Source organism: Aliidiomarina sanyensis (genome assembly GCF_003987175.1).
In the GTDB taxonomy this organism is placed as follows: domain Bacteria; phylum Pseudomonadota; class Gammaproteobacteria; order Enterobacterales; family Alteromonadaceae; genus Aliidiomarina; species Aliidiomarina sanyensis.
Genome location: NZ_PIPM01000012.1, coordinates 32,554 through 51,962 on the forward strand (window position 1 = coordinate 32,554; position 19,409 = coordinate 51,962).

Consider the following 19,409-nt stretch of genomic DNA (forward strand, 5'->3'; position numbering starts at 1 on the left):
GCTTTAGTGATTCAAATCCTCGAGGGCTTCGAGACGAAAGAGGATATCTTGGAAGCCAAACACCGTGTGAGATGGTTCAATTGCGATGACACGCAACTCACCCATTCGCTCACCTTCACGCAGCATCCGGTCATTAAGACGAATCCACCGATCACGGGTTCTTCCACTGTACATATGGGAGTCGTAACTGAAACGAGGTAATTGTCGCAACTGGTCCCGTGGCAAGTCCTTAGCGAACGGCAAGCTTTGGGTGACCGCCTGCTGTTGAGGCGGACGCAACACATCATCAATTCCCACTTCTGCTACGGCGTTATCAAAGAGATTTCGTATATGCGCAGGTACCTCATCTTCGGTCTGCGTTGTTTGCGTTGACTCACTAGAAGCCAAACGATTCGAGTGCGGTTCCTCTCGAGCGGTCGCTGCGTTCATTGAAGTGGTCGTTGAGGAGGTTGTCGAACCACTCGCACTCGGAATCGCGCGTCGCTGAAGGGGAATAACGAGGGTTTCCATCCGGGCGGTAAGCGCCCCTTCTTCAGTCAGTGTGGTGGGCACAAAGACCGGGCTTGGCCGAGCCAAAGTCGGTCGGCTCGCATAGAAACCTGCACTTAAGTAGGCCAGCTCAACATCCGTCAAATAGCTCTCGTCCTCCTCATGCATCCTTGCTGTCACCGTGCGACCAAGACTGGCGCGCAGCCAACTCAGCTGTTGTTCAAGAGATGCGTTTCGAAGCGAAAACGGTAGATACTCTTGGACGCCCTCGCGGAGCCATTGCCGGAAGTTTTGATCGTCGGGAAGTTGCCAAAATACCAGAGCTCGACCACTCCAGAATCTGCGCAACTCGCTCGCCGTGAGCTGGTGCGTTCCACGAATATCGACCACCTCAAAATACTGCATCCCATTATCTTGAGTGACCACGCCGTTAAGTAAGAGCCACAGGTCGGGAGATTCTGTTTCGAGAAGCGCGGGGAAATCAAGCTGGACAAGTTGATCAAGAGTAAAATTCGCCCGCACACAAGCAAGATTGAGGGATTCTAATTCTTCACAGGCGCGCGGCCCTGAAATGTAGCTAGCGACTTGCCAACGATCCGCTAACATCTTGAGCATTGCGCCCGCAGGCAGGCCGCGCAGGCGGAAATCTCGGATTTCAGATTTCTCGAGCTCTTGTTGCTGCGCTTCTAACCGGGCTTGTTGTTCGGCTATACGAGCACGTTGTATTTCGTCTGGCGTCGAGGCCGGCCACAGAAGCCACACAAACAACCCGAGAAGAGCAACTGCTATCACCCCGCCCGCAGGCAGTAGGAATTTTTTGCGAGTCCGTGACGATGGATTGGTCGTTGTGTGGCTCATAGGCACAAAACTTAACGACTCGGCAGCAGCAGAGACGATCGCTTTAGTGACCTTTCGGGTTTCCTGACGCGCAGCCATCTGTAAGGCACGATCGCACACTAAATTGATCAGTCGCGGTGTGCCCTGACTAAATTGAAATGCTCGCTTAATCGCTGCAGACTCAAAGATATCGGGACGACCGCCCACACATTTTAGGCGATGCTGGATGTAGGCTTCGGTTTCACGTTCGGTGAGTGGCAAAAGGTGGTACCGCGCGACAATCCGCTGAGCCACTTGGCGAAGCTCGCGCCGCTGAAGAAGCTCCTGCAGCTCCGGCTGGCCAATCAAGACAACACTCAGGAGCTTGCGCGAATTCGTCTCGAGATTGGTCAGCAAACGAAGTTGCTCCAGAACCGACGGGAGTAGATGTTGCGCTTCGTCAATCAGCACAACCGGATTCCGGCCTTTCGCGCTGGCTTCTTGCAGAAACCGACTTAGATGGTCTGTCAGCCGCTTCAACGAAGCTTTTTCATGCCGCCCAGGGATTCCAAACTGGTCACAAATCGTCGCGAGCAGCTCGCGTTCACTGAGCATGGGATTGAGTACGAACGCCACATCGACTTGTTCACCGAGCTCTTCAAGTACCGCCCGAGACAGCGTTGTCTTTCCGGTTCCGACTTCGCCCGTGAGTAACAGAAACCCACCACTACCGAGCAGCCCATTGCGCAAATGTTCGAGACCCTCTTGGTGGCGAGGGCCCAGAAATAAAAAGTCGGGATCTGGGGCGATTGAAAACGGGACTTGTTCAAAGCCGAAATAATCGTGATACATACCGAAACTCAATGGGCGCGAATACTTCAAAGTAACAGTCCTTGTGAATCCTTGCAATACGGCCCTTGCATTGCAGCAGAAGTTCCCCGATCATCAAATAGAACCTATGATAAAACATTCCGATAAGCATTGTGCGGGGCTTGAAGAAGCGTTTCCTAACAGGCGTTTAGAACCCGATGGAAGATTCAAATATGGATAAGCAAGACCCCTTACGCGGGATTACCTATTATCTTGTCGGTGGTGCAGTGCGCGATGCTTTGCTCAACCTCCCAGTGATTGAGCGCGACTATGTCGTCGTTGGAAGCACCCCGAATGCGCTCTTAACGCGTGGCTTCGTCCCGGTCGGGCAGGATTTTCCGGTCTTTTTGCATCCTATTTCAAAAGAAGAATATGCCTTGGCTCGCACCGAACGAAAGTCGGGGCGTGGATACACAGGATTTGTTTGTGATGCATCTGAAGATGTCACACTTGAAGAGGATCTCTTGCGGCGGGATCTCACCATTAATGCTATCGCTCAAGACAAGAACGGTCAGCTGATCGATCCCTTCAACGGTCTGAAGGACCTTGAAACGCGCACGCTCCGTCACGTATCTGAAGCCTTCGTTGAAGACCCTTTGCGGGTCCTGCGGGTAGCCCGCTTCGCCGCGCGCTTCGCCCATCTGGGCTTTACCATTGCGGATGATACCTTGGCTCTTATGAAAATGCTTGCGGGCAGTGGTGAACTCACGAGCCTAACCCCAGAACGTGTTTGGATGGAGACCGAAAAGGCCCTCACGACCGATGCACCGGCTGTTTATTTTGAGGTTCTTAAGGAATGCAAAGCATTCGATGCGCTTTTCCCCGAGTTTCATTCCGGAACAAGAACAACCCACCAACACTCACGGTTTATGCCCGCATTGCGTGCAACCCATAAGCAAGGTGCTGCTCCAGTCGTGCGGTTTATCGTTGCGCAAGCTGATCTGAATCAGTGGCAGGACGAAACAAGTCAAAAACGTTTTTCGCTTACCCAGAAGATGCGGCCACCAAAACTTCATGAGGAACTCGCAATCGCCGGAAGTCAGTTGTGTGATGCATTCGCCAAAAGCACACTCTCGGCCGAAGCACTATTGAACGCCCTGCACGGATTGGATGCTTTTCGACGCCCCGAGCGTTGGGAGTACGTTCGTGAAGCATTGATCTTTATTTCCTCACAACGAGACTGGGAAAATCGGGCAGACCTCGTTGTGTTCTCAAATGCCCTCGTGCTTCTCAATTCACTCAAGGTCAAAGATGTGATTGCCGAAGGCTATCAACATCAAGCGATCGGCCAAGAGTTGGACCGCCGCCGCACCCAGATCCTTGCTTCCGCTCTTATTGATCATGAAGCGGCACAAGGCTCACATGAGTAACTTTTTGTATATTGACTCCGCTATGGCGCGCTGCAAAACGACGCCATAGTTCAGCGTACGTGTCACCGCACACAGGATGTTTCCCATGCGGTGCTAACTCGCTCAGTGGCTTCAAAACAAACGGGCTTGTGAGAATTTCTGCGCGGGGCAAGGCAGGCTCCAAATCGCCCCGATGCGATTGCACGCAATCCCCGTAGGTCAGAATATCGATATCCAAAGTACGAGAGCTAAATTTCTCTGCATCCGGCGGTCGTCCATAGCGCGATTCAATCATTCGAATCTTAGCTTGTACGTCAGCTAAGCACATCGACGTTTTCACCCGTGTGACCAAATTGTAAAAAGGCGGACCTTCAAAGCCAAGGGCTTCACTTTCATAGACGCTCGAACAGGTCATCGGCGTCTCATGGAACAGCGCAGCAAGCTCTCGGACCGCAGCTTGAACATGTTTCTCGCGTTGAAGGTTGCTTCCGATCCCAAAGAAAACTAGAACGTCATCTGAACTTCCCGTGCTCATCACGACGCACTGTCTCCTGCCCTGCGTGTAATCGTCACCGACACGCTACGAGCCGACTCGATGGCCGTGGGCTTAGCCACCTTTACCCGCAATAGCGCAACCCCGAATTCCCGGCAGACCTGCTCTGCGATCATTTCTGCCACTTCTTCAATCAATCCATAGGGCCTTGCTTGAATCCATTGCGTGACGGCCCGACTAACACGATCATAGTCAAGTGCATCTGTCAGTTCGCCAGACGCCGCGGGGACGCGATTGGGCCAAGCCATCATCAGATCAATAAACAAGGGCTGTTTGATCTCCTTTTCCCAATCAAACACACCAATCACCGCAGCCACTTCCAATCCTTCAATTGCAATGTGATCGCTATTCAATAGACAATTGAAATCATTGGCGCTATCCGGCATTTCGTTGTATTCCATGGTTTGTCTCATGCTTCTGATGGTGGATTAAAATATCGTCTCGGAGCGTCTCACACGCTAGGCACGTGACGTGTCACAAAATGTTACAGTTTTTATGCCAAGGTTCGAAGCCAATCCAACAGGTCGGATAGCTTTTGTACAATAAACCTCGTATCCTTGACCGCAAATCCGCATTAGTTGGCGCATCTTAACGCGCAGCCTTTTGCGCAACAAGAGTAACGCAACTAGGACTTGCCCTACCCCATGTCTGCATTGGCCATTCTCATGATCGTTTTTGCCTATCTGCTAGGTTCCATCAGCAGCGCTGTGATCATGTGCAAAATTTTCGGTTTGGACGACCCTCGCTTACGTGGCTCTGGAAATCCGGGCGCAACGAATGTTTATCGTCTCGGGGGACCTATTCCAGCTGGGATGACCCTGCTATTTGACGTATTGAAGGGGATGATACCGGTCTGGAGCGGTTACTTACTTGGTCTGCCCCCCATTATTTTGGGTTTAGTCGCGATTGCTGCGTGCTTGGGGCATATCTATCCACTGTTTTTTAAGTTTCAGGGCGGAAAGGCTGTGGCGACTGCGCTTGGTGCCATGTTCCCAGTCGCCACGGAGATGGCCCTACTACTTATTGTGACGTGGGGGCTCGTGTTCTGGATGAGTCGAGTGTCGTCTCTCGCAGCGCTGGTCACCGTCGCGCTCTCCCCCTTGTACGCATGGCTTATTAAACCGCAATATACGATTCCCGCAATTATGCTTGCGGCTCTGATTATTTGGCGTCATCGAACCAACATCAAGCGCCTTTGGCTCGGCACCGAAGTGAGCTTTCGCACATCGACTAAAAACCGAAAAAAATAATCAGAGCTGTGGGAGTTCAACCAGGGGCCACCGGGGTCTGACGCGGACACCCAGCCCCTCTTGGGCGCCAGCCTTCAAACGGATCGCTCCAGCAAGGGCAATCATCGCTCCATTGTCAGTACAAAACTCGGGACGCGGATAGAACACCTCTCCACCTATCTCTTGCATGGATTGCGCCAAAGCTTCCCGTAAACGCACGTTTGCACTGACACCACCGGCCATGACCAGCCGCTTTAGGCCAGTCTGTTCCAGTGCGCGCCGGCACTTAATCAGAAGGGTATCAACCACCGCATCCTCGAATGCACGAGCAATATCCGCATGACAGCTCGGGTCATTACCATATTTTGCAATGGCTTGCGCTGCTGCCGTTTTCAATCCGCTAAACGAAAAATTCAAACCCGGTTTATCAGTCATCGGACGGGGAAATTGAAAGCGATCCGGGTTTCCTGTCGTTGCCAACTTAGCCAAGCGCGGACCACCTGGATAATCAAGCCCTAACAACTTTGCTGTCTTGTCGAAAGCTTCTCCCGCTGCATCATCAACAGATTCGCCCAACAATTCGTAGTGACCAATCCCATCCACACGAACCAACTGGGTATGCCCACCGGATACCAACAGCGCAATAAAAGGGAAGTCAGGGCGCTTTTCTTCCAGCATCGGGGCCAAAAGATGCCCTTCCATGTGATGGACTCCCACAGCAGGCACCTGCCAACCAAAAGCGAGACTGCGCCCAATGGTCGCACCCACCAATAAAGCACCAATCAACCCTGGGCCGGCTGTGTAAGCCACGCCATCAATATCGGTGGCAAGTAAATTAGCATCTTGCAACGCCTGTTCAATCAAAGGGAGCGTTTTACGAACGTGATCCCGTGAAGCGAGTTCTGGAACCACGCCCCCGTAATCTGCATGCAATTTCACTTGGCTGTACAATGTATTGGCGAGAAGTCCATGCTCAGTGTCATAGATCGCAATCCCCGTTTCATCACAACTCGTTTCAATTCCCAATACACGCATGCGCTTTACTTCTCTTCCCAAGGCGTCTTCAGATTTTAACCGACAAAAAATACGGGGACTTTGGTAAACCCGCAGCGCGCAAGTTTATCAAAGTCCCCGCAGTGGAAGAAGTAATTCCGTTACTCGCCAATCATGCCCAGTTTTGAACGGACTTGTGCAGCGGAAATATGGCCGGCATCGCGCAGTTTTGTAAGCGATTGCTCCATGGTCTGCATTCCAAGCGCACCACCGGTTTGAATCGCGGAATACATCTGGGCAACTTTGTCTTCCCGAATCAAATTCTTTATCGCGTGGGTTGCCAGCATAATCTCATAAGATGCAATTCGTCCTCCTCCTTGCTTCTTCAGGAGTAACTGCGCAATGACCGCCCGGAGCGACTCAGACAACATCGAACGCACCATGGCCTTCTCATCCCCCGGGAATACATCAATAATCCGGTCAATTGATTTTGGCGCCGAGGTAGTGTGCAGGGTTGCAAACACCAAGTGGCCTGTTTCAGCCGCTGTCAGTGCCAACCGAATGGTTTCCAAATCCCGTAGCTCCCCCACCAAAATAACGTCCGGATCCTCCCGGAGCGCCACGCGTAAAGCCGCATTAAAACTGTGAGTATCCCGGTGAACCTCACGTTGGTTAATCAATGACCGTTTATTTTTATGCACAAATTCGATCGGATCTTCGACGGTTAAAATGTGATAAGGAAAGTTGTCATTAATGTAATCCACCATTGCAGCTAAGGTGGTCGACTTACCCGAACCCGTCGGCCCTGTGACCAATACTAACCCCCGTGGGAATTCAGCAATTTTTTGAAGAATTGAGGGAGCCTTCAGTTCTTCCAAGTTCATCACATGGTCAGGGATGGTCCGGAACGCAGCGGCGGGCCCATATTGCTGCATGTAAACGTTCGCACGAAAGCGCGCCAACCCAGTGATCTCAAATGAAAAATCAACCTCTAACTTCTCCTTGAACTCGCGCATTTGGCGTTCGTTCATAATCGAAAAAACCATCTCTTGGACAGTGTGAGAAGCAAGGGGCGCTGTGTTAAGCTTGATGAGGTCGCCATCAACGCGGATAACTGCGGGTGAGCCGGAAGAGATGTGAACGTCAGATGCATCGTGCGTTACTGCGTACTTGAGAAGTTCATTGATATCCATAATTTCGATTCTTCTTTTATCAAATGTAAATGGCAGGTGCGTGAATGTGGGACACGCAAAAATTCCCTTGCATGTAATCTAGCTCTTTTTTGCCCAGAGGTCTTTACTATATGACAACTGACAGAGGCTCCATTGACTATAGACTGCAGGCCGTCAGACAACAAATTATCAATGCTGCTCAGCAAGTTAACCGAGATCCAAAGGACATTACACTGCTCGCTGTCAGCAAAACAAAGCCGATGACTATGATTCGTGAGGCTTATTTGAGCGGCCAACGGAGCTTTGGCGAAAATTACGTGCAAGAAGGCGTGCAGAAGATCAACGAGGCGACGGACTTGGGTGATATTGAATGGCACTTCATCGGTCCTATTCAGTCCAACAAAACCAAAGATATCGCCCAGCACTTTCATTGGGTACACAGCATTGACCGAGAAAAAATTGCGCGGCGGCTAGATGAGCAGCGTCCGCGCGAAAGCGGACCACTGAATGTTTTAATTCAAATCAATATTGATGATGAGCAAAGCAAAGCGGGTATCGCATTGAGTGAACTCAAGGCCTTGGCCACGTTCATTTCAAAATGCTCGAATCTTCGGTTACGCGGAATCATGGCAATACCTGCGGCAGATGCTTCGGAGAGCCAGCAAAAAAGTTCGTTCGCTGCGCTTTATAAAGCCTTTCAAGAATTAAAGACAACGCACCCAAACGTTGACACATTATCAATGGGAATGAGCAACGATCTTGATGCAGCGATAGCGCATGGATCGACCTTGGTACGCGTTGGCACCGCAATTTTTGGCGCACGGACTGAACAGAACTAAACTACAGTTCAGTACAATCACGAGAGCAACAAACTAAAAGGAAAGACGATGAGCGCAAAAGAAGTACGAACCATCGGATTTATCGGCGCAGGAAACATGCCACAGAGTATTCTTGGCGGCATGATCAAAGGTGGGTACCCTGCGAAACACGTTCTCGCGAGCAATCCAAGCCGACCAAAGCTTGATTTGCTCGAGGAAAAATATGGTATTTACACCAGCCAAGATAATCATGAAATCGCGCGCAAAGCGGACGTCATTGTACTGAGTGTAAAGCCACAGCTTATGCGAGAAGTGTGTGAGGATCTCGCGGCACACGTGCCCGATTTAGACAAAAAACTAATTGTCTCCATTGCCGCAGGACTTCGATTTGCTCGCTACTACGAATTCTTGGGGGATGACATCACGCTCATTCGCTGCATGCCGAATACGCCTTCATTGGTCGGTGCCGGCGTCTCGGGTCTCGTCGCGGATGGGAAAGCAACAACCGCGGATAAAGACTTTGTCACCCAAGTGTTCGACTATGTTGGCCTCACCATTTGGCTCGATGAGGAAGACGCAATTGATGTGTTAGGCGCTGTCGCTGGAAGCGGGCCTGCATACTTTTTTGAGTTTATGCATGGCTTGCAACGTGCCGCAGAAGAATTAGGCTTTGACGCAGAACAAGCCCGCGCCATGGTGCAACAAACCGCACTCGGGGCCGCCAAAATGGCCTGTGAAAGTGATTTATCACTCATCGAACTGCGTAAGCAAGTCACGAGCAAAGGTGGTTCAACAGCGAAGGGAATTGAAGTCTATCAGAATGCGGAGCTCACCGATATTTCGAAACGGGCAGTTGAAGCTGCCGTGGCACGAAACCAAGAAATGGCAAAACTTTTTTAAGGATTACAGGCATGAATAATGGGGCAACTTTTCTCATCCAAACGCTCTTTGATTTATACATCATGGCAGTTATTTTGCGTATTTGGATGCAACTGGCACGAGTCGATTACTACAATCCGTTTTCACAATTTATCGTGAAAATTACCGGGCCAGTGCTCAACCCTTTGCGTCGACTTTTCCCTTCGATCGGGCGCTTCGATATCGCTGCCGCCTTCCTTGCGCTTGCACTGATGGCTCTTAAGTTCTTCATTCTCGTGCACATGCAGCTGGGTCAGTTCCCATACTCGATCATTGATTTGTTGATTGCCTCGGTGCGCAATGTCCTCACGCTGACGCTACAGCTCATGTTCTGGATCTTGATTATCCGGGCCATTCTGAGTTGGTTCAGCCAAGGGCGCAATCCGATCGAATTTGTTTTTGCGCAGCTCACCGAACCGATGCTTGCGCCGATTCGTCGAATCATTCCACCGATCGGCGGTCTGGACTTATCGGTGCTTGTGCTCATAATTATTGTGCAATTTGTTCGTATTTCTATCAGCTAAGGCGGTGAACTATGCGCACCTCATGGCACTGTATACTCACTCGAATTGCTTGGGTTGTCACCCTTCTTGCACTCGCTCTCTTTTCTTGGAAAGCACAAGCTGACGCCCAAGGAGGTCAGTTTGAGCGATTTGGAAATTGGGAAGTGCACTACATTGCCTTCCCAAGCACTATGCTCTCGGCGGAGATCGCACAGCTCTACAACATTCGACGCAGCAACTCTCGGGCGTTGATCAATATCTCGGTCCTTGATGCAGAAACCGAAGGGAAGCCGGGTCAACGGGTCAACTTGAGTGGATACGCTCTAAACAGCTTAGGGCAAAGACAGAACCTAACGTTCAGTCGTTTTATTGAAGACGCTGCGATTTACTACATTGCGGAAACGTCTCATGGAAATGAGGATCGCTTGCGGTTCTTTATTACCATTCAGCACGGAGATCGAACGGAAGAGTTACGTTTTAGTCAGACGTTCTACCGAAATTAATCAAAGTTCAACCGGTTTCACACCGACTTTTAGAATGCGCCCATCGTCGTCGACTTCACGGGCCGTAAACATCAGGTTGCCAAGCTTGATATGATCACCTACGACCACACGACGGTGGAAGCGCTTCTTGAAGATGTCATTGATCGACGTACTCAGGTCTTCGCCTCCGTCGTCGGGTAATACATAAAAGCCTGCCAAATCCGCCAATGTAATTTGCCCATTCAGAACAAAGTCACCGAAGAAACTCTTCTTATTAATGCGCGAATTAGTACCGGTACTACCCAATACTTCGGAAATCTTGCTCATATCCTGTGTGCGGGCAAGAATCATCAATGCGTCTCCGGGTTTGAGCATTGGATTGACCGCGCTACGGATCCACGCGTCTTCCCGAATCAGACCAATAAAGTCGGCCTCTCGAGGTAAGTTAATCTCATCCCAGTGATGGTCAGCCGCCGCACTGTCATCGGTAATATTAAAAACCGCAACTTCCAGCACTTCACTCGCATGGACTGCATCCAGCGGTGTTCGATAATCCGGTTCCGGCTCAGCAGGAATCTCCAATCCCATTTTGCGCGCCACAAAGGCGATGCTCCAACCTTGGACCACGAGAGAAACCAATACGACCACAAAAGCGATTTCAAAATACAGTTGCTGGTTTTCCAACCCCGCAATCCAAGGGAAAAGTGCCAAAACAATCGGCACAGCACCGCGCAGCCCAACCCAACTAATAAAGAATTGATCGCGCCAAGGGAAGCGAAATGGAGCGAGACTGATAAAGACAGCAAGTGGTCGCGCAACAAAAATAAGAATCAGAGCCAGTGCCAAGGCTGGCACGGCGATATCTAGAATAGATGATGGGGTCATCAAGATACCCAGCATCAAGAACATGACAATTTGCGAGAGCCATGCCAGACCATCATGAACCCGCAGGATATGCATAACTTGGGGAAGTCGCGCATTTCCAACAAGATAGCCCATCAGGTAGACCGCTAAAAAACCGCTTCCCCCAAGCTGCGCGGTCAATCCAAAAGCCAGCACGCTTCCGGCAACCGCCAATAGTGGAAAGAATGATACGTGTAGCGACAATCGTTTACACAACATGACAAAGGCTTTACCCGCAGCAAAACCGACTGCTGCGCCCACCAAAGCTTGCTGTAAAAAGACCAGTACGACCGACGCATCCATGGGAGTATCCGGCATGGCGAGTACGCTGACCAAAGTAACGGTCAACATAACCGCCATCGGATCGTTACTGCCCGATTCGATCTCTAAGGTCGCAGCAACCCGTTCTTTAATGCGTAATCGTTGGGATTGAAAAATCGAGAATACCGCGGCAGCATCGGTCGATCCCAAGATTGCACCAAGCAATAACCCTTCAACCCAGGAAAAGCCGAATAGGTAGGCGGCTCCTACCCCAGTAATTAAACAGGTAATCACCACACCAACAGACGACAACATGGCGGCGGGCGCCAGTGCCACGCGAAAGCGTTCTGGATGCGTTCGTAAACCCCCATCGAACAAAATAATTACGAGGGCGACCGAACCGATGAGTAATGCAAGGTCAGGATTGTCGAATTGCAATCCGAGCAGCCCATCCTCACCCGCTAACATACCAAAGGAGAGGAACACAAGAAGCAGAGGCGCGCCCACACGCACGGAGAACTGCACTGCGAGAATACTCACAAATAGCAGGGCTCCAGCAATAAAGATCATTAGATTAACGGCATCCATGACGGTATATGCATCCTCATGATGTCATCGTGTGGGCGATGAGTCCTGAATCGAGTTTCGATAATAACACAGGCGCGCAACTGCGCTATAATGGCGTCCTGATTTTAATTGCCCGTTTCTGGCTCCCATACACCCAAGGGCAAATTATTGATATTAAGCAGGAAACCTTATGAGTTCGCCAAAGCACACGCTCGTCCTGGCCACGGGCAATCCTGGAAAAGTTACCGAGCTGTCCGATCTTCTCGCACCCTTTGGCTGGCACGTCACACCGCAGACGGAGCTTGGTGTTTCCGATGCGGACGAAACCGGGTTAACCTTTGTTGAGAACGCCATCATTAAGGCACGAAATGCTTGTATGGTGACTGGACTCCCGGCGCTGGCTGATGACTCAGGCTTGGCCGTTCATGCCCTCGGAGGCGCTCCAGGGATTTATTCTGCGCGTTATGCAGGTCCGAACGCCACAGATGCCGATAATGTTGAGAAACTGCTTGCGGCGATGACTGATGTCCCTGATGGGGAGCGCACGGCTGAATTCCATTGTGTATTAGTCTGGATGCGAAGCGCCGATGATCCCACACCGCTGATTTGTCATGGCCGTTGGGCTGGAAAAATCGCACATGCGGCATCTGGCACTGGTGGCTTCGGCTACGATCCCATCTTTATCGCGAATGAGACAAATACCACGGCCGCAGAATTAAGCAAAGCCCAGAAGCGCGAACTGTCTCATCGAGGAAAGGCTTTGCGACTGTTGGCAAACCAGTTGGGCGAGCGTACGGCATGAGTGGCTCGCATCCTCTCTTACTCCCACCACTCAGTCTGTATATTCATATTCCTTGGTGTGTGCAGAAATGTCCGTATTGCGACTTTAACTCACACGCCCAACCGGATGTCATTCCGGAGCAGGCCTATATCGCACGGTTAATTGACGATCTCGAAGCCGACTTGCACTACGTTCAAGACCGCTCGCTCACCTCGATCTTTATTGGAGGCGGCACCCCAAGCTTATTTTCCGCAGAGGGCATTGCAAAGCTCCTTGCGCAAGTAAAAGCGCGTATTCCCTTTGCTGAGGACATCGAGATAACCCTTGAGGCAAACCCTGGCACCTTCGAAACCGAACGCTTTTCCGGATTTGTGGACGCGGGTGTCAATCGTTTGTCGATTGGGGTGCAATCCTTGCAAGCGCATCAATTACAGCGATTGGGAAGAATTCATGACCCAATCCAAGCGAAGACGGCGGCGCATCACGCTGCAAAAATCCCACTCCACTCATTCAATCTCGACCTTATGCACGGATTGCCGGATCAAACGCTAACCTCTGCGATGGGTGATCTTGATGGCATCATTGCACTCTCCCCACCTCATATTTCGTGGTACCAGCTCACCATTGAGCCGAACACATTGTTTGCTAGCAAGCCCCCCGTATTGCCTGACGACGATACGCTGTGGGCAATTTATGAGCAGGGCCATCAGCGCCTTGCCGCAGCAGGCTATGAGCAATATGAAGTCAGCGCCTACGGAAAACCAGGGCACCGCGGTCGACACAATATCAACTATTGGCAGTTTGGCGATTACTTAGGCATCGGTTGTGGAGCGCACGGCAAGATTACGCGTCCTGAAGAGCAAGATATAATCCGTACTGAAAAGGTAAAACATCCTCGGGGTTATTTGGATTTGACCCGTGACATGACCTTCAAACGTTGGACGGTAACCGAGAGTGACCGGACCTTTGAATATTTTATGAATCGACTTCGGTTGCTTGAGCCCGTACCAAAGCACGAGTTTTCAGAGCGGACGGGTTTATCAATTGGGGTTGCTGAACGAGCGCTTGAGCGAGCCATCGTCGGAGGCTACTTAGACGATCAGGGCACAACGTGGCAAACAACCGCCCAAGGGCGGTTGTACCTGAACCATGTATTGACGGAGTTACTTGAAACCGATTAGATCGCGGTGAATTTAAGATCCCAAACACCATGTCCGAGCCGATGCCCGCGTTTTTCAAACTTGGTTAATGGGCGCTCTTCGGGACGCGGAATAAAGGTTCCGTCAACTGATTGGTTTTCATACCCGGGAGCCTCTCGCATTACCTCGAGCATATGTTCTGCGTAGTTTTCCCAATCGGTTGCGAGGTGCAGTACTCCGCCCAATTTTAATTTGCGACGCAGTAACGCCACAAGTTCTGGTTGAATTAGACGGCGTTTGTGGTGACGCTTTTTATGCCAGGGATCCGGGAAAAAAATTTGAACGCGGCTTAAACTTCCATCCAAGATACTTTGTTCGAGCACTTCCACCGCGTCATGCTCCATGACGCGCAAGTTTTTCACGTTTTGAGATTCGGCCTCGAGCAAACACGCCCCCACGCCCGGGCGGTGAACCTCAATCCCAACATAGTTTTCTTCCGGCGCGGCTTTCGCCATAGCAACCAATGAGTGCCCCATCCCAAAACCAATCTCAAGCACGACAGGTTGGTCATTCCCAAAGATTTCATTGAAATGAATCGATTGCCCATCAAAATCGATGCCCATCGTTGGCCATTGACGTTCCAGCGCCCCCGCCTGACCTTTGGTCAAACGGCCCTCTCGGCGAACAAAACTACGAATTTTTCGGATATATACATCGGCGCGTGGCGCGTCAGGTGCTGATTTGTGCTCTGTCATTGACGGTGAACCTGTTACACTGGCTAAACTAGCAATTCAGTAATGATGGAATTAAGGGTCGCCATTATGCAATCTGGCGGCGGAAAAACAAGCAAATGTCCAAAATTGCCCCGAAAATCTTCGCCACGCGTGTCCTCACTTGGCAAAAACACCATGGCCGCCACGATTTGCCTTGGCAAAATCCCCCGACACCCTACCGGGTGCTGGTCTCCGAGATTATGCTCCAGCAAACGCAAGTAAGCACGGTTATCCCCTACTTTGAACGATGGATGGCGCGTTTCCCGACCCTTGAACACTTAGCAAACGCTACTGAAGATGAGGTTATGGCGCTATGGCAGGGGTTAGGATATTACTCGAGAGCCCGCAACTTGCACAAAGCCGCTCGTTTTATCATTGGCGAGTATCAAGGAAAGTTTCCAACGGAGCTCGCCGACATCCAGAAGATTCCGGGAGTGGGACGATATACCGCAGGGGCCATTCGGTCCTTCGCATTTGATGCTTATGGCCCCATTGTTGATGGTAACGTCCGACGGTTATTTTGCCGCTTTTTTGGTATAGAAGGCATTCCATCAACGGCCGCTGTAAATAATCAGCTCTGGCAACTTGCAGAAGATTATACGCCTGCGACGGACAATCGTCGTTTTGCCCAAGGGCTTCTGGATTTGGGTGCGACATGCTGCACCCCGCGCGCTCCTAACTGTAAAGAATGTCCGCTGCACGAATCCTGTTATGCGCTGAAAACACAGCAGATCGATCAATTGCCGACTCCCAAACAAAAGCAAGTGACACCCGTGCGTCCTGGGCATTTTCTCTGGTCAGGCAATCAACATTCCATTTTCTTACAAAAACGCCCTGAACGCGGAATCTGGGCGTCACTATGGTGCCTACCTGAGGTCCAATCCCCTCCCACAGATGCGACATTAGTGGGTGAGTTTGAGCATACATTTAGCCACTATAAACTCATTGCAAAGGTGTGGCGCGAAAAAACGCAGCAAGTAAATGAATCGCAGGAAGGTACACACGTCAGTTACAATGAACTGAGCGCTTTCGGATTGCCGGCGCCCATTCGAAAATTTATTCAGGCTCAACGTCAAATCCCAAATCACACGTGACGTGATCGCCGGTTTTTTCGCGCTTTGAAGAAAACATATGAACTACAGAGGTTAAACATGACAAGAACTGTTTATTGTCAAAGACTTAAGAAAGAATCTGAGGGTTTAGATTTTCAAATGTATCCCGGGGAGCTCGGAGCGCGTATTTATGCAAATATTTCGAAAGAAGCCTGGGCTCAATGGCAAGCTAAGCAAACCATGCTTATCAACGAAAAGCGCTTGAATCTAATGGATCCGGAAGCTCGGAAGTTTCTAGAAAAGGAAATGATTGCATTTTTATTCGAAGGCAAAGATGTAGAAATAGAAGGGTATGTACCTCCTGAAAAATAAGGGATACAGCGACATCACTTATAAAAATGTGATGAATTGTACGTATAGAGAATGAAAATGCCATTTACAGCCATTTAACTCGCTGCTCGGTGGTTAAAAAAGACTCCCTGTGCTAGACTGCGCGCCTCGATTGACTAACAGGGAGTCTCTATGAAAATCCCAGCCTGGCGGAGAGCAGTCATCAAGGTCGGCAGTGCTCTTATCGCGCCAGATGGAAACGGGTGCAGTTCAAAATATCTTCTCGCCATCGCTCGCTTCATTAATGAATGCCGTGAGCGCGGACAAGAAATTGTCCTGGTGTCTTCTGGATCCGTTGCAGCAGGCCGACATCATTTCGAATTCGAGCACAACAATGTGCCCGTCGTTCTCAAAAAAGCAATGGCCGCGGTGGGTCAAACTCACGTTATGGAGAGCTGGCAACGCTTCTTTGATTTCCCCTGTGCTCAGGTATTGATGACGCACGATGATCTCCGAGATCGTGAGCGTTACATTAGCATCCGGAATTCCGTCAATACTTTGCTTGAGCATGGCATCATGCCAATCGCCAATGAAAATGATGCACTCGCGACCGATGACCTGAAAGTGGGTGACAACGACAATCTAGCAGCCATGGTTGCAACCGTCGTCGATGCCGACGCCCTCTTTATCTGTAGCGACATTGATGGATTGTTCGATAAAGATCCAAAAAAGCACAAAGACGCAACTCTGATGCCTGTTGTCGAGGAAATCGACGAAAGCATTTACGCACTTGCAGGTGGTTCTGCAAGTGCTGTCGGTACCGGAGGTATGCGCACCAAAGTCGAGGCCGCAGAGAAAGCCACGGCACACGGTATTGATACCTATATTTTAAACGGCCGGAAAGGCAGCAAGTTTGAAGTCTTGCTACGTAACGAAAACCCAGGAACGCTGTTTAAAGCCAAAGAAAACCCGTTGAGCAACAAGAAGCATTGGTTACGCCATACCCTCATCGCCCAAGGCGAGGTCTTGGTAGACTCCGGTGCCGTCAGCGCATTGCGTGCAGATGGTGCGTCGTTGTTGAGCTCGGGTATCGTCGATATACAAGGAAACTTCGATCGCGGCGATGCAGTACTCATCCGCAGTGCAGAAAACATGGAAACGATCGCAAAAGGCATCTGCCGATACAGCTCCCATGAGCTTATTCATATCAAAGGACAATCCGGCAGCGCCATCGCTGAAGCATACGGCTATAGCCCAATCAGCGAAGTCATTCACCGCGACGATTTAATGTTATGGAGTAAAAAATGAATCACTCAGCACAAACGAATACTGAATTAGCCAAAACCATTGGTGAGCGCGCAGCCAAAGCTGCACGCGCCATTGCAACCTTATCAACGGATGCAAAAAATAAAGTCCTGCAGCAGATGGCAGACGCCATTCGAACGCACACCCCGGCTATTTTAGAAGCGAACAAAAAAGATCTGGAAGCCGGCAAAGCAAAAGGTCTTGATGACGCCATGATGGATCGACTTGCCCTCGATGCAACACGCGTCGAAGATATGGCCAGTGCAATTGAGGAGATTATTGCCCTGCCCGATCCAGTCGGTGAGAGTTACTTACTTGAGGAGCGCCCGAACGGCATGCGCGTTGATAAAATGCGAATCCCGCTCGGTGTCATTTGTATGATTTACGAGGCGCGTCCTAACGTGACAGCCGACGCCGGAGCACTTTGCTTTAAATCTGGGAATGCCGTCATTTTGCGTTGTGGTCGTGAAGCCATCGGTACTAGCAAAGTCATCGCTGATGCAATGCACGAAGCGATTGCCGCAAGTGGCTTGCCAAAAGATGTCGTGACCGTGGTTCCTACACCCGATCGTGATTTAATGGCAGAACTTCTTAAACAACGAGACACCATCGATCTCGTCATTCCACGGGGTGGTGAAGGCCTCATTCACTATGTCAGTGACAACAGTAAGATTCCCGTTATCCAGCACTACAAAGGCGTGTGTCATTTATATGTAGATAAGGATGCTGATTTGGAAAAAGCGTTGCAGCTGCTCCTGAACGGCAAAACCCAACGGACAGGTGTATGTAATGCCCTTGAAGGGTTACTGGTGCACGAAAGCGTTGCCAACGAGTTTCTCTCCAAAGCTGCCGCTGCTTTGGCTGAAAAGCAAGTCAAGGTGCACGCGTGTCAGCGCTCGATCGAACATTTTGATGGCGCCCATCCGATCGCAGACGATGCTTTTGGTGAAGAGTACCTTGCGCTTGAAATTGCCGTGCGGACCGTTCGTGACTATGATCAGGCAATTGAGCACTTGCAAACCTTTTCAAGTGGCCACACCGACGTCATTTGTACCGAAAATGAAGCGACAGCGCGTCGCTTTATCGCAGACATCGATTCTGCGGTGACCATGTGGAATACCTCATCACGGTTCTCCGATGGCGGTCAACTCGGTCTTGGTGCTGAAATTGGAATCTCCACATCAAAGCTCCATGCATATGGCCCAATGGGTTTGCAGTCATTGACCACCGAGAAGTTTGTAGTCACAGGGACAGGGCAAGTTCGTCCTTAACTTGAAGCGAGTTGAGCATTGAAAGGACGTGGTGGATTTTTTCACCACTTAAACCCTTGGCGGTTGACAGAGCTTGCGAAAACGAGTCTAATACCGCCCGCATCACATGATGCTCGGCATGCCCAGATAGCTCAGTTGGTAGAGCAGGGGATTGAAAATCCCCGTGTCGGTGGTTCGATTCCGCCTCTGGGCACCATTATTTGAAAAGCCCCGCTAATTCTAGCGGGGCTTTTTGTTCTCGGGAGATATCAACATTTCGTCAGAAACGATATCCAAGACCTAAATACCCTTCGTTTCGCATCCAGCCTGAATTATTCTGCAAGTGATAGAATACACTGAACCGATCCGTGAACTCATAGCGCACCTGGACCTCAACAAAGTTCTTATCATCAAAAATGAATTCTCGCCCTGCCAACACGTTAACACGCCATTGATCAGTTCCGACTATCTGATACCCTGCGGAGAGACGTGTCCCAGTCTCGCTAAAATCTCCGCTTTTGTAGTCTATCACCCCAAGACCTAGCTTTATCGCTGGTGTTACGTGATAAAAAGCGTTTGCCCTTAAAATGTAATCAAAAGCCGTCGTCGCCGACCCCTCAAGACTGAACTTTTCACCTACTCGGACATTCGCGATGACTAGTGGCTCACTGGAACCGGCATACCGATATACACCAACACCAATATATCCGTCATCGAGGGTCTGTTGAGCGTAAGCGTCGTTAGTAGCACACGTTGACCGTGGTTTTATTCTAAGGTGGATCAGTTTTGTTGGCCATTCGACCGGCCGAGATAATTGACGCTAGCGTGTGAGCTCGATATTCCAAGGCAGCAAGTG

Annotated in this window: 21 protein-coding genes and 1 tRNA gene; 14 read left to right on the forward strand and 8 right to left on the reverse strand. The window is 50.4% G+C overall.

Annotation, left to right across the window (positions count from 1 at the left end):
• Positions 1-3: 3 nt before the first annotated feature.
• Positions 4-2,157, reverse strand: a complete 2,154-nt coding sequence (locus CWE11_RS09915) for an AAA family ATPase (protein ID WP_126777466.1) — start codon at positions 2,155-2,157, stop codon at positions 4-6.
• Between the two features lie 191 nt (positions 2,158-2,348).
• Between CWE11_RS09915 and CWE11_RS12225 the strand changes: the two genes are divergently transcribed.
• Entirely contained in the window at positions 2,349-3,545 is a 1,197-nt protein-coding gene (locus CWE11_RS12225; RefSeq protein WP_275540964.1) for a tRNA nucleotidyltransferase/poly(A) polymerase-related protein, read from the forward strand.
• On the opposite strand, the gene folK is transcribed toward CWE11_RS12225, so the two are convergent.
• Both folK and folB read right to left on the reverse strand, forming a co-directional pair.
• The gene (gene folK / locus CWE11_RS09925; protein WP_126777467.1) at positions 3,508-4,059 is read right to left on the reverse strand and encodes a 2-amino-4-hydroxy-6-hydroxymethyldihydropteridine diphosphokinase; all 552 of its coding nucleotides are present in this window, start codon (positions 4,057-4,059) and stop codon (positions 3,508-3,510) included. The genes CWE11_RS12225 and folK overlap by 38 nt on opposite strands.
• Entirely contained in the window at positions 4,059-4,478 is a 420-nt protein-coding gene (gene folB / locus CWE11_RS09930; protein WP_241971777.1) for a dihydroneopterin aldolase, read from the reverse strand. The genes folK and folB overlap by 1 nt, the downstream gene beginning before the upstream one ends.
• A gap of 243 nt (positions 4,479-4,721) precedes the next feature.
• Between folB and plsY the strand changes: the two genes are divergently transcribed.
• Complete coding sequence (gene plsY / locus CWE11_RS09935; RefSeq protein WP_126777468.1) at positions 4,722-5,327, forward strand: glycerol-3-phosphate 1-O-acyltransferase PlsY; 606 nt, start codon at positions 4,722-4,724, stop codon at positions 5,325-5,327.
• On the opposite strand, the gene tsaD is transcribed toward plsY, so the two are convergent.
• Positions 5,328-6,341 carry a tRNA (adenosine(37)-N6)-threonylcarbamoyltransferase complex transferase subunit TsaD gene (gene tsaD, locus CWE11_RS09940; RefSeq protein WP_126777469.1) on the reverse strand — a complete coding sequence of 338 codons (1,014 nt, stop codon included), beginning with the start codon at positions 6,339-6,341 and terminating at the stop codon, positions 5,328-5,330.
• Positions 6,342-6,460: 119 nt separating this feature from the next.
• Positions 6,461-7,492, reverse strand: coding sequence for a type IV pilus twitching motility protein PilT (locus tag CWE11_RS09945; protein ID WP_126777470.1), 1,032 nt, complete (start codon positions 7,490-7,492; stop codon positions 6,461-6,463).
• Positions 7,493-7,602: 110 nt separating this feature from the next.
• Here CWE11_RS09945 and CWE11_RS09950 point away from each other — a divergent pair, with 110 nt between their 5' ends.
• From CWE11_RS09950 to CWE11_RS09965, 4 genes are read left to right on the forward strand one after another with little or no spacing between them, the layout of a single operon-like run.
• Positions 7,603-8,310: a YggS family pyridoxal phosphate-dependent enzyme gene (locus CWE11_RS09950; protein WP_126777471.1), complete on the forward strand. Its 708-nt coding sequence runs from the start codon at positions 7,603-7,605 to the stop codon at positions 8,308-8,310.
• A 48-nt stretch (positions 8,311-8,358) separates the two neighbouring features.
• Complete coding sequence (gene proC, locus CWE11_RS09955; protein WP_126777472.1) at positions 8,359-9,189, forward strand: pyrroline-5-carboxylate reductase; 831 nt, start codon at positions 8,359-8,361, stop codon at positions 9,187-9,189.
• 11 nt (positions 9,190-9,200) lie between these two features.
• Entirely contained in the window at positions 9,201-9,731 is a 531-nt protein-coding gene (locus CWE11_RS09960; RefSeq protein WP_126777473.1) for a YggT family protein, read from the forward strand.
• An 11-nt stretch (positions 9,732-9,742) separates the two neighbouring features.
• Positions 9,743-10,213, forward strand: a complete 471-nt coding sequence (locus CWE11_RS09965) for a DUF4426 domain-containing protein (RefSeq protein WP_126777474.1) — start codon at positions 9,743-9,745, stop codon at positions 10,211-10,213.
• Here CWE11_RS09965 and CWE11_RS09970 read toward each other — a convergent pair whose 3' ends face one another.
• Positions 10,214-11,944: a potassium/proton antiporter gene (locus CWE11_RS09970; RefSeq protein ID WP_126777475.1), complete on the reverse strand. Its 1,731-nt coding sequence runs from the start codon at positions 11,942-11,944 to the stop codon at positions 10,214-10,216. It abuts the gene before it with no gap.
• 8 nt (positions 11,945-11,952) lie between these two features.
• Between CWE11_RS09970 and CWE11_RS12065 the strand changes: the two genes are divergently transcribed.
• From CWE11_RS12065 to hemW, 3 genes are read left to right on the forward strand one after another with little or no spacing between them, the layout of a single operon-like run.
• Positions 11,953-12,117: a hypothetical protein gene (locus CWE11_RS12065; RefSeq protein ID WP_157981343.1), complete on the forward strand. Its 165-nt coding sequence runs from the start codon at positions 11,953-11,955 to the stop codon at positions 12,115-12,117.
• Positions 12,114-12,725 (forward strand): RdgB/HAM1 family non-canonical purine NTP pyrophosphatase, encoded by a 612-nt coding sequence (gene rdgB, locus CWE11_RS09975; RefSeq protein WP_126777476.1) that lies wholly within the window; start codon positions 12,114-12,116, stop codon positions 12,723-12,725. Before CWE11_RS12065 ends, rdgB begins: the two co-directional genes overlap by 4 nt.
• Positions 12,722-13,885 carry a radical SAM family heme chaperone HemW gene (gene hemW, locus CWE11_RS09980; protein ID WP_126777477.1) on the forward strand — a complete coding sequence of 388 codons (1,164 nt, stop codon included), beginning with the start codon at positions 12,722-12,724 and terminating at the stop codon, positions 13,883-13,885. Before rdgB ends, hemW begins: the two co-directional genes overlap by 4 nt.
• Here hemW and trmB read toward each other — a convergent pair.
• Positions 13,882-14,598: a tRNA (guanosine(46)-N7)-methyltransferase TrmB gene (gene trmB / locus CWE11_RS09985; protein WP_126777478.1), complete on the reverse strand. Its 717-nt coding sequence runs from the start codon at positions 14,596-14,598 to the stop codon at positions 13,882-13,884. The genes hemW and trmB overlap by 4 nt on opposite strands.
• A gap of 95 nt (positions 14,599-14,693) precedes the next feature.
• Here trmB and mutY point away from each other — a divergent pair, with 95 nt between their 5' ends.
• From mutY to CWE11_RS10010, 5 genes are all read left to right on the forward strand, one after another.
• Positions 14,694-15,710 carry an A/G-specific adenine glycosylase gene (gene mutY, locus CWE11_RS09990; RefSeq protein WP_126777479.1) on the forward strand — a complete coding sequence of 339 codons (1,017 nt, stop codon included), beginning with the start codon at positions 14,694-14,696 and terminating at the stop codon, positions 15,708-15,710.
• A 57-nt stretch (positions 15,711-15,767) separates the two neighbouring features.
• The gene (locus tag CWE11_RS09995; RefSeq protein ID WP_126777480.1) at positions 15,768-16,040 is read left to right on the forward strand and encodes an oxidative damage protection protein; all 273 of its coding nucleotides are present in this window, start codon (positions 15,768-15,770) and stop codon (positions 16,038-16,040) included.
• Positions 16,041-16,190: 150 nt separating this feature from the next.
• Complete coding sequence (gene proB / locus CWE11_RS10000; protein WP_126777481.1) at positions 16,191-17,306, forward strand: glutamate 5-kinase; 1,116 nt, start codon at positions 16,191-16,193, stop codon at positions 17,304-17,306.
• Positions 17,303-18,574 (forward strand): glutamate-5-semialdehyde dehydrogenase, encoded by a 1,272-nt coding sequence (locus CWE11_RS10005; protein ID WP_126777482.1) that lies wholly within the window; start codon positions 17,303-17,305, stop codon positions 18,572-18,574. The genes proB and CWE11_RS10005 overlap by 4 nt, the downstream gene beginning before the upstream one ends.
• Positions 18,575-18,694: 120 nt before the next feature.
• Positions 18,695-18,770: transfer RNA gene (locus CWE11_RS10010), tRNA-Phe, on the forward strand.
• 63 nt (positions 18,771-18,833) lie between these two features.
• On the opposite strand, the gene CWE11_RS10015 is transcribed toward CWE11_RS10010, so the two are convergent.
• On the reverse strand, positions 18,834-19,085 hold the full coding sequence (locus CWE11_RS10015) for a hypothetical protein (RefSeq protein WP_126777483.1): 252 nt from the start codon (positions 19,083-19,085) through the stop codon (positions 18,834-18,836).
• Positions 19,086-19,409: the final 324 nt, after the last annotated feature.

Bases quoted from the DNA above. Each gene is read 5' to 3' on its own strand.
- CWE11_RS09915 (WP_126777466.1), bottom strand. From the start codon at position 2,157: ATGTATCACGATTATTTCGGCTTTGAACAAGTCCCGTTTTCAATCGCC.
- CWE11_RS12225 (WP_275540964.1), top strand. From the start codon at position 2,349: ATGGATAAGCAAGACCCCTTACGCGGGATTACCTATTATCTTGTCGGT.
- folK (WP_126777467.1), bottom strand. From the start codon at position 4,059: ATGAGCACGGGAAGTTCAGATGACGTTCTAGTTTTCTTTGGGATCGGA.
- folB (WP_241971777.1), bottom strand. From the start codon at position 4,478: ATGGAATACAACGAAATGCCGGATAGCGCCAATGATTTCAATTGTCTA.
- plsY (WP_126777468.1), top strand. From the start codon at position 4,722: ATGTCTGCATTGGCCATTCTCATGATCGTTTTTGCCTATCTGCTAGGT.
- tsaD (WP_126777469.1), bottom strand. From the start codon at position 6,341: ATGCGTGTATTGGGAATTGAAACGAGTTGTGATGAAACGGGGATTGCG.
- CWE11_RS09945 (WP_126777470.1), bottom strand. From the start codon at position 7,492: ATGGATATCAATGAACTTCTCAAGTACGCAGTAACGCACGATGCATCT.
- CWE11_RS09950 (WP_126777471.1), top strand. From the start codon at position 7,603: ATGACAACTGACAGAGGCTCCATTGACTATAGACTGCAGGCCGTCAGA.
- proC (WP_126777472.1), top strand. From the start codon at position 8,359: ATGAGCGCAAAAGAAGTACGAACCATCGGATTTATCGGCGCAGGAAAC.
- CWE11_RS09960 (WP_126777473.1), top strand. From the start codon at position 9,201: ATGAATAATGGGGCAACTTTTCTCATCCAAACGCTCTTTGATTTATAC.
- CWE11_RS09965 (WP_126777474.1), top strand. From the start codon at position 9,743: ATGCGCACCTCATGGCACTGTATACTCACTCGAATTGCTTGGGTTGTC.
- CWE11_RS09970 (WP_126777475.1), bottom strand. From the start codon at position 11,944: ATGGATGCCGTTAATCTAATGATCTTTATTGCTGGAGCCCTGCTATTT.
- CWE11_RS12065 (WP_157981343.1), top strand. From the start codon at position 11,953: ATGCATCCTCATGATGTCATCGTGTGGGCGATGAGTCCTGAATCGAGT.
- rdgB (WP_126777476.1), top strand. From the start codon at position 12,114: ATGAGTTCGCCAAAGCACACGCTCGTCCTGGCCACGGGCAATCCTGGA.
- hemW (WP_126777477.1), top strand. From the start codon at position 12,722: ATGAGTGGCTCGCATCCTCTCTTACTCCCACCACTCAGTCTGTATATT.
- trmB (WP_126777478.1), bottom strand. From the start codon at position 14,598: ATGACAGAGCACAAATCAGCACCTGACGCGCCACGCGCCGATGTATAT.
- mutY (WP_126777479.1), top strand. From the start codon at position 14,694: ATGTCCAAAATTGCCCCGAAAATCTTCGCCACGCGTGTCCTCACTTGG.
- CWE11_RS09995 (WP_126777480.1), top strand. From the start codon at position 15,768: ATGACAAGAACTGTTTATTGTCAAAGACTTAAGAAAGAATCTGAGGGT.
- proB (WP_126777481.1), top strand. From the start codon at position 16,191: ATGAAAATCCCAGCCTGGCGGAGAGCAGTCATCAAGGTCGGCAGTGCT.
- CWE11_RS10005 (WP_126777482.1), top strand. From the start codon at position 17,303: ATGAATCACTCAGCACAAACGAATACTGAATTAGCCAAAACCATTGGT.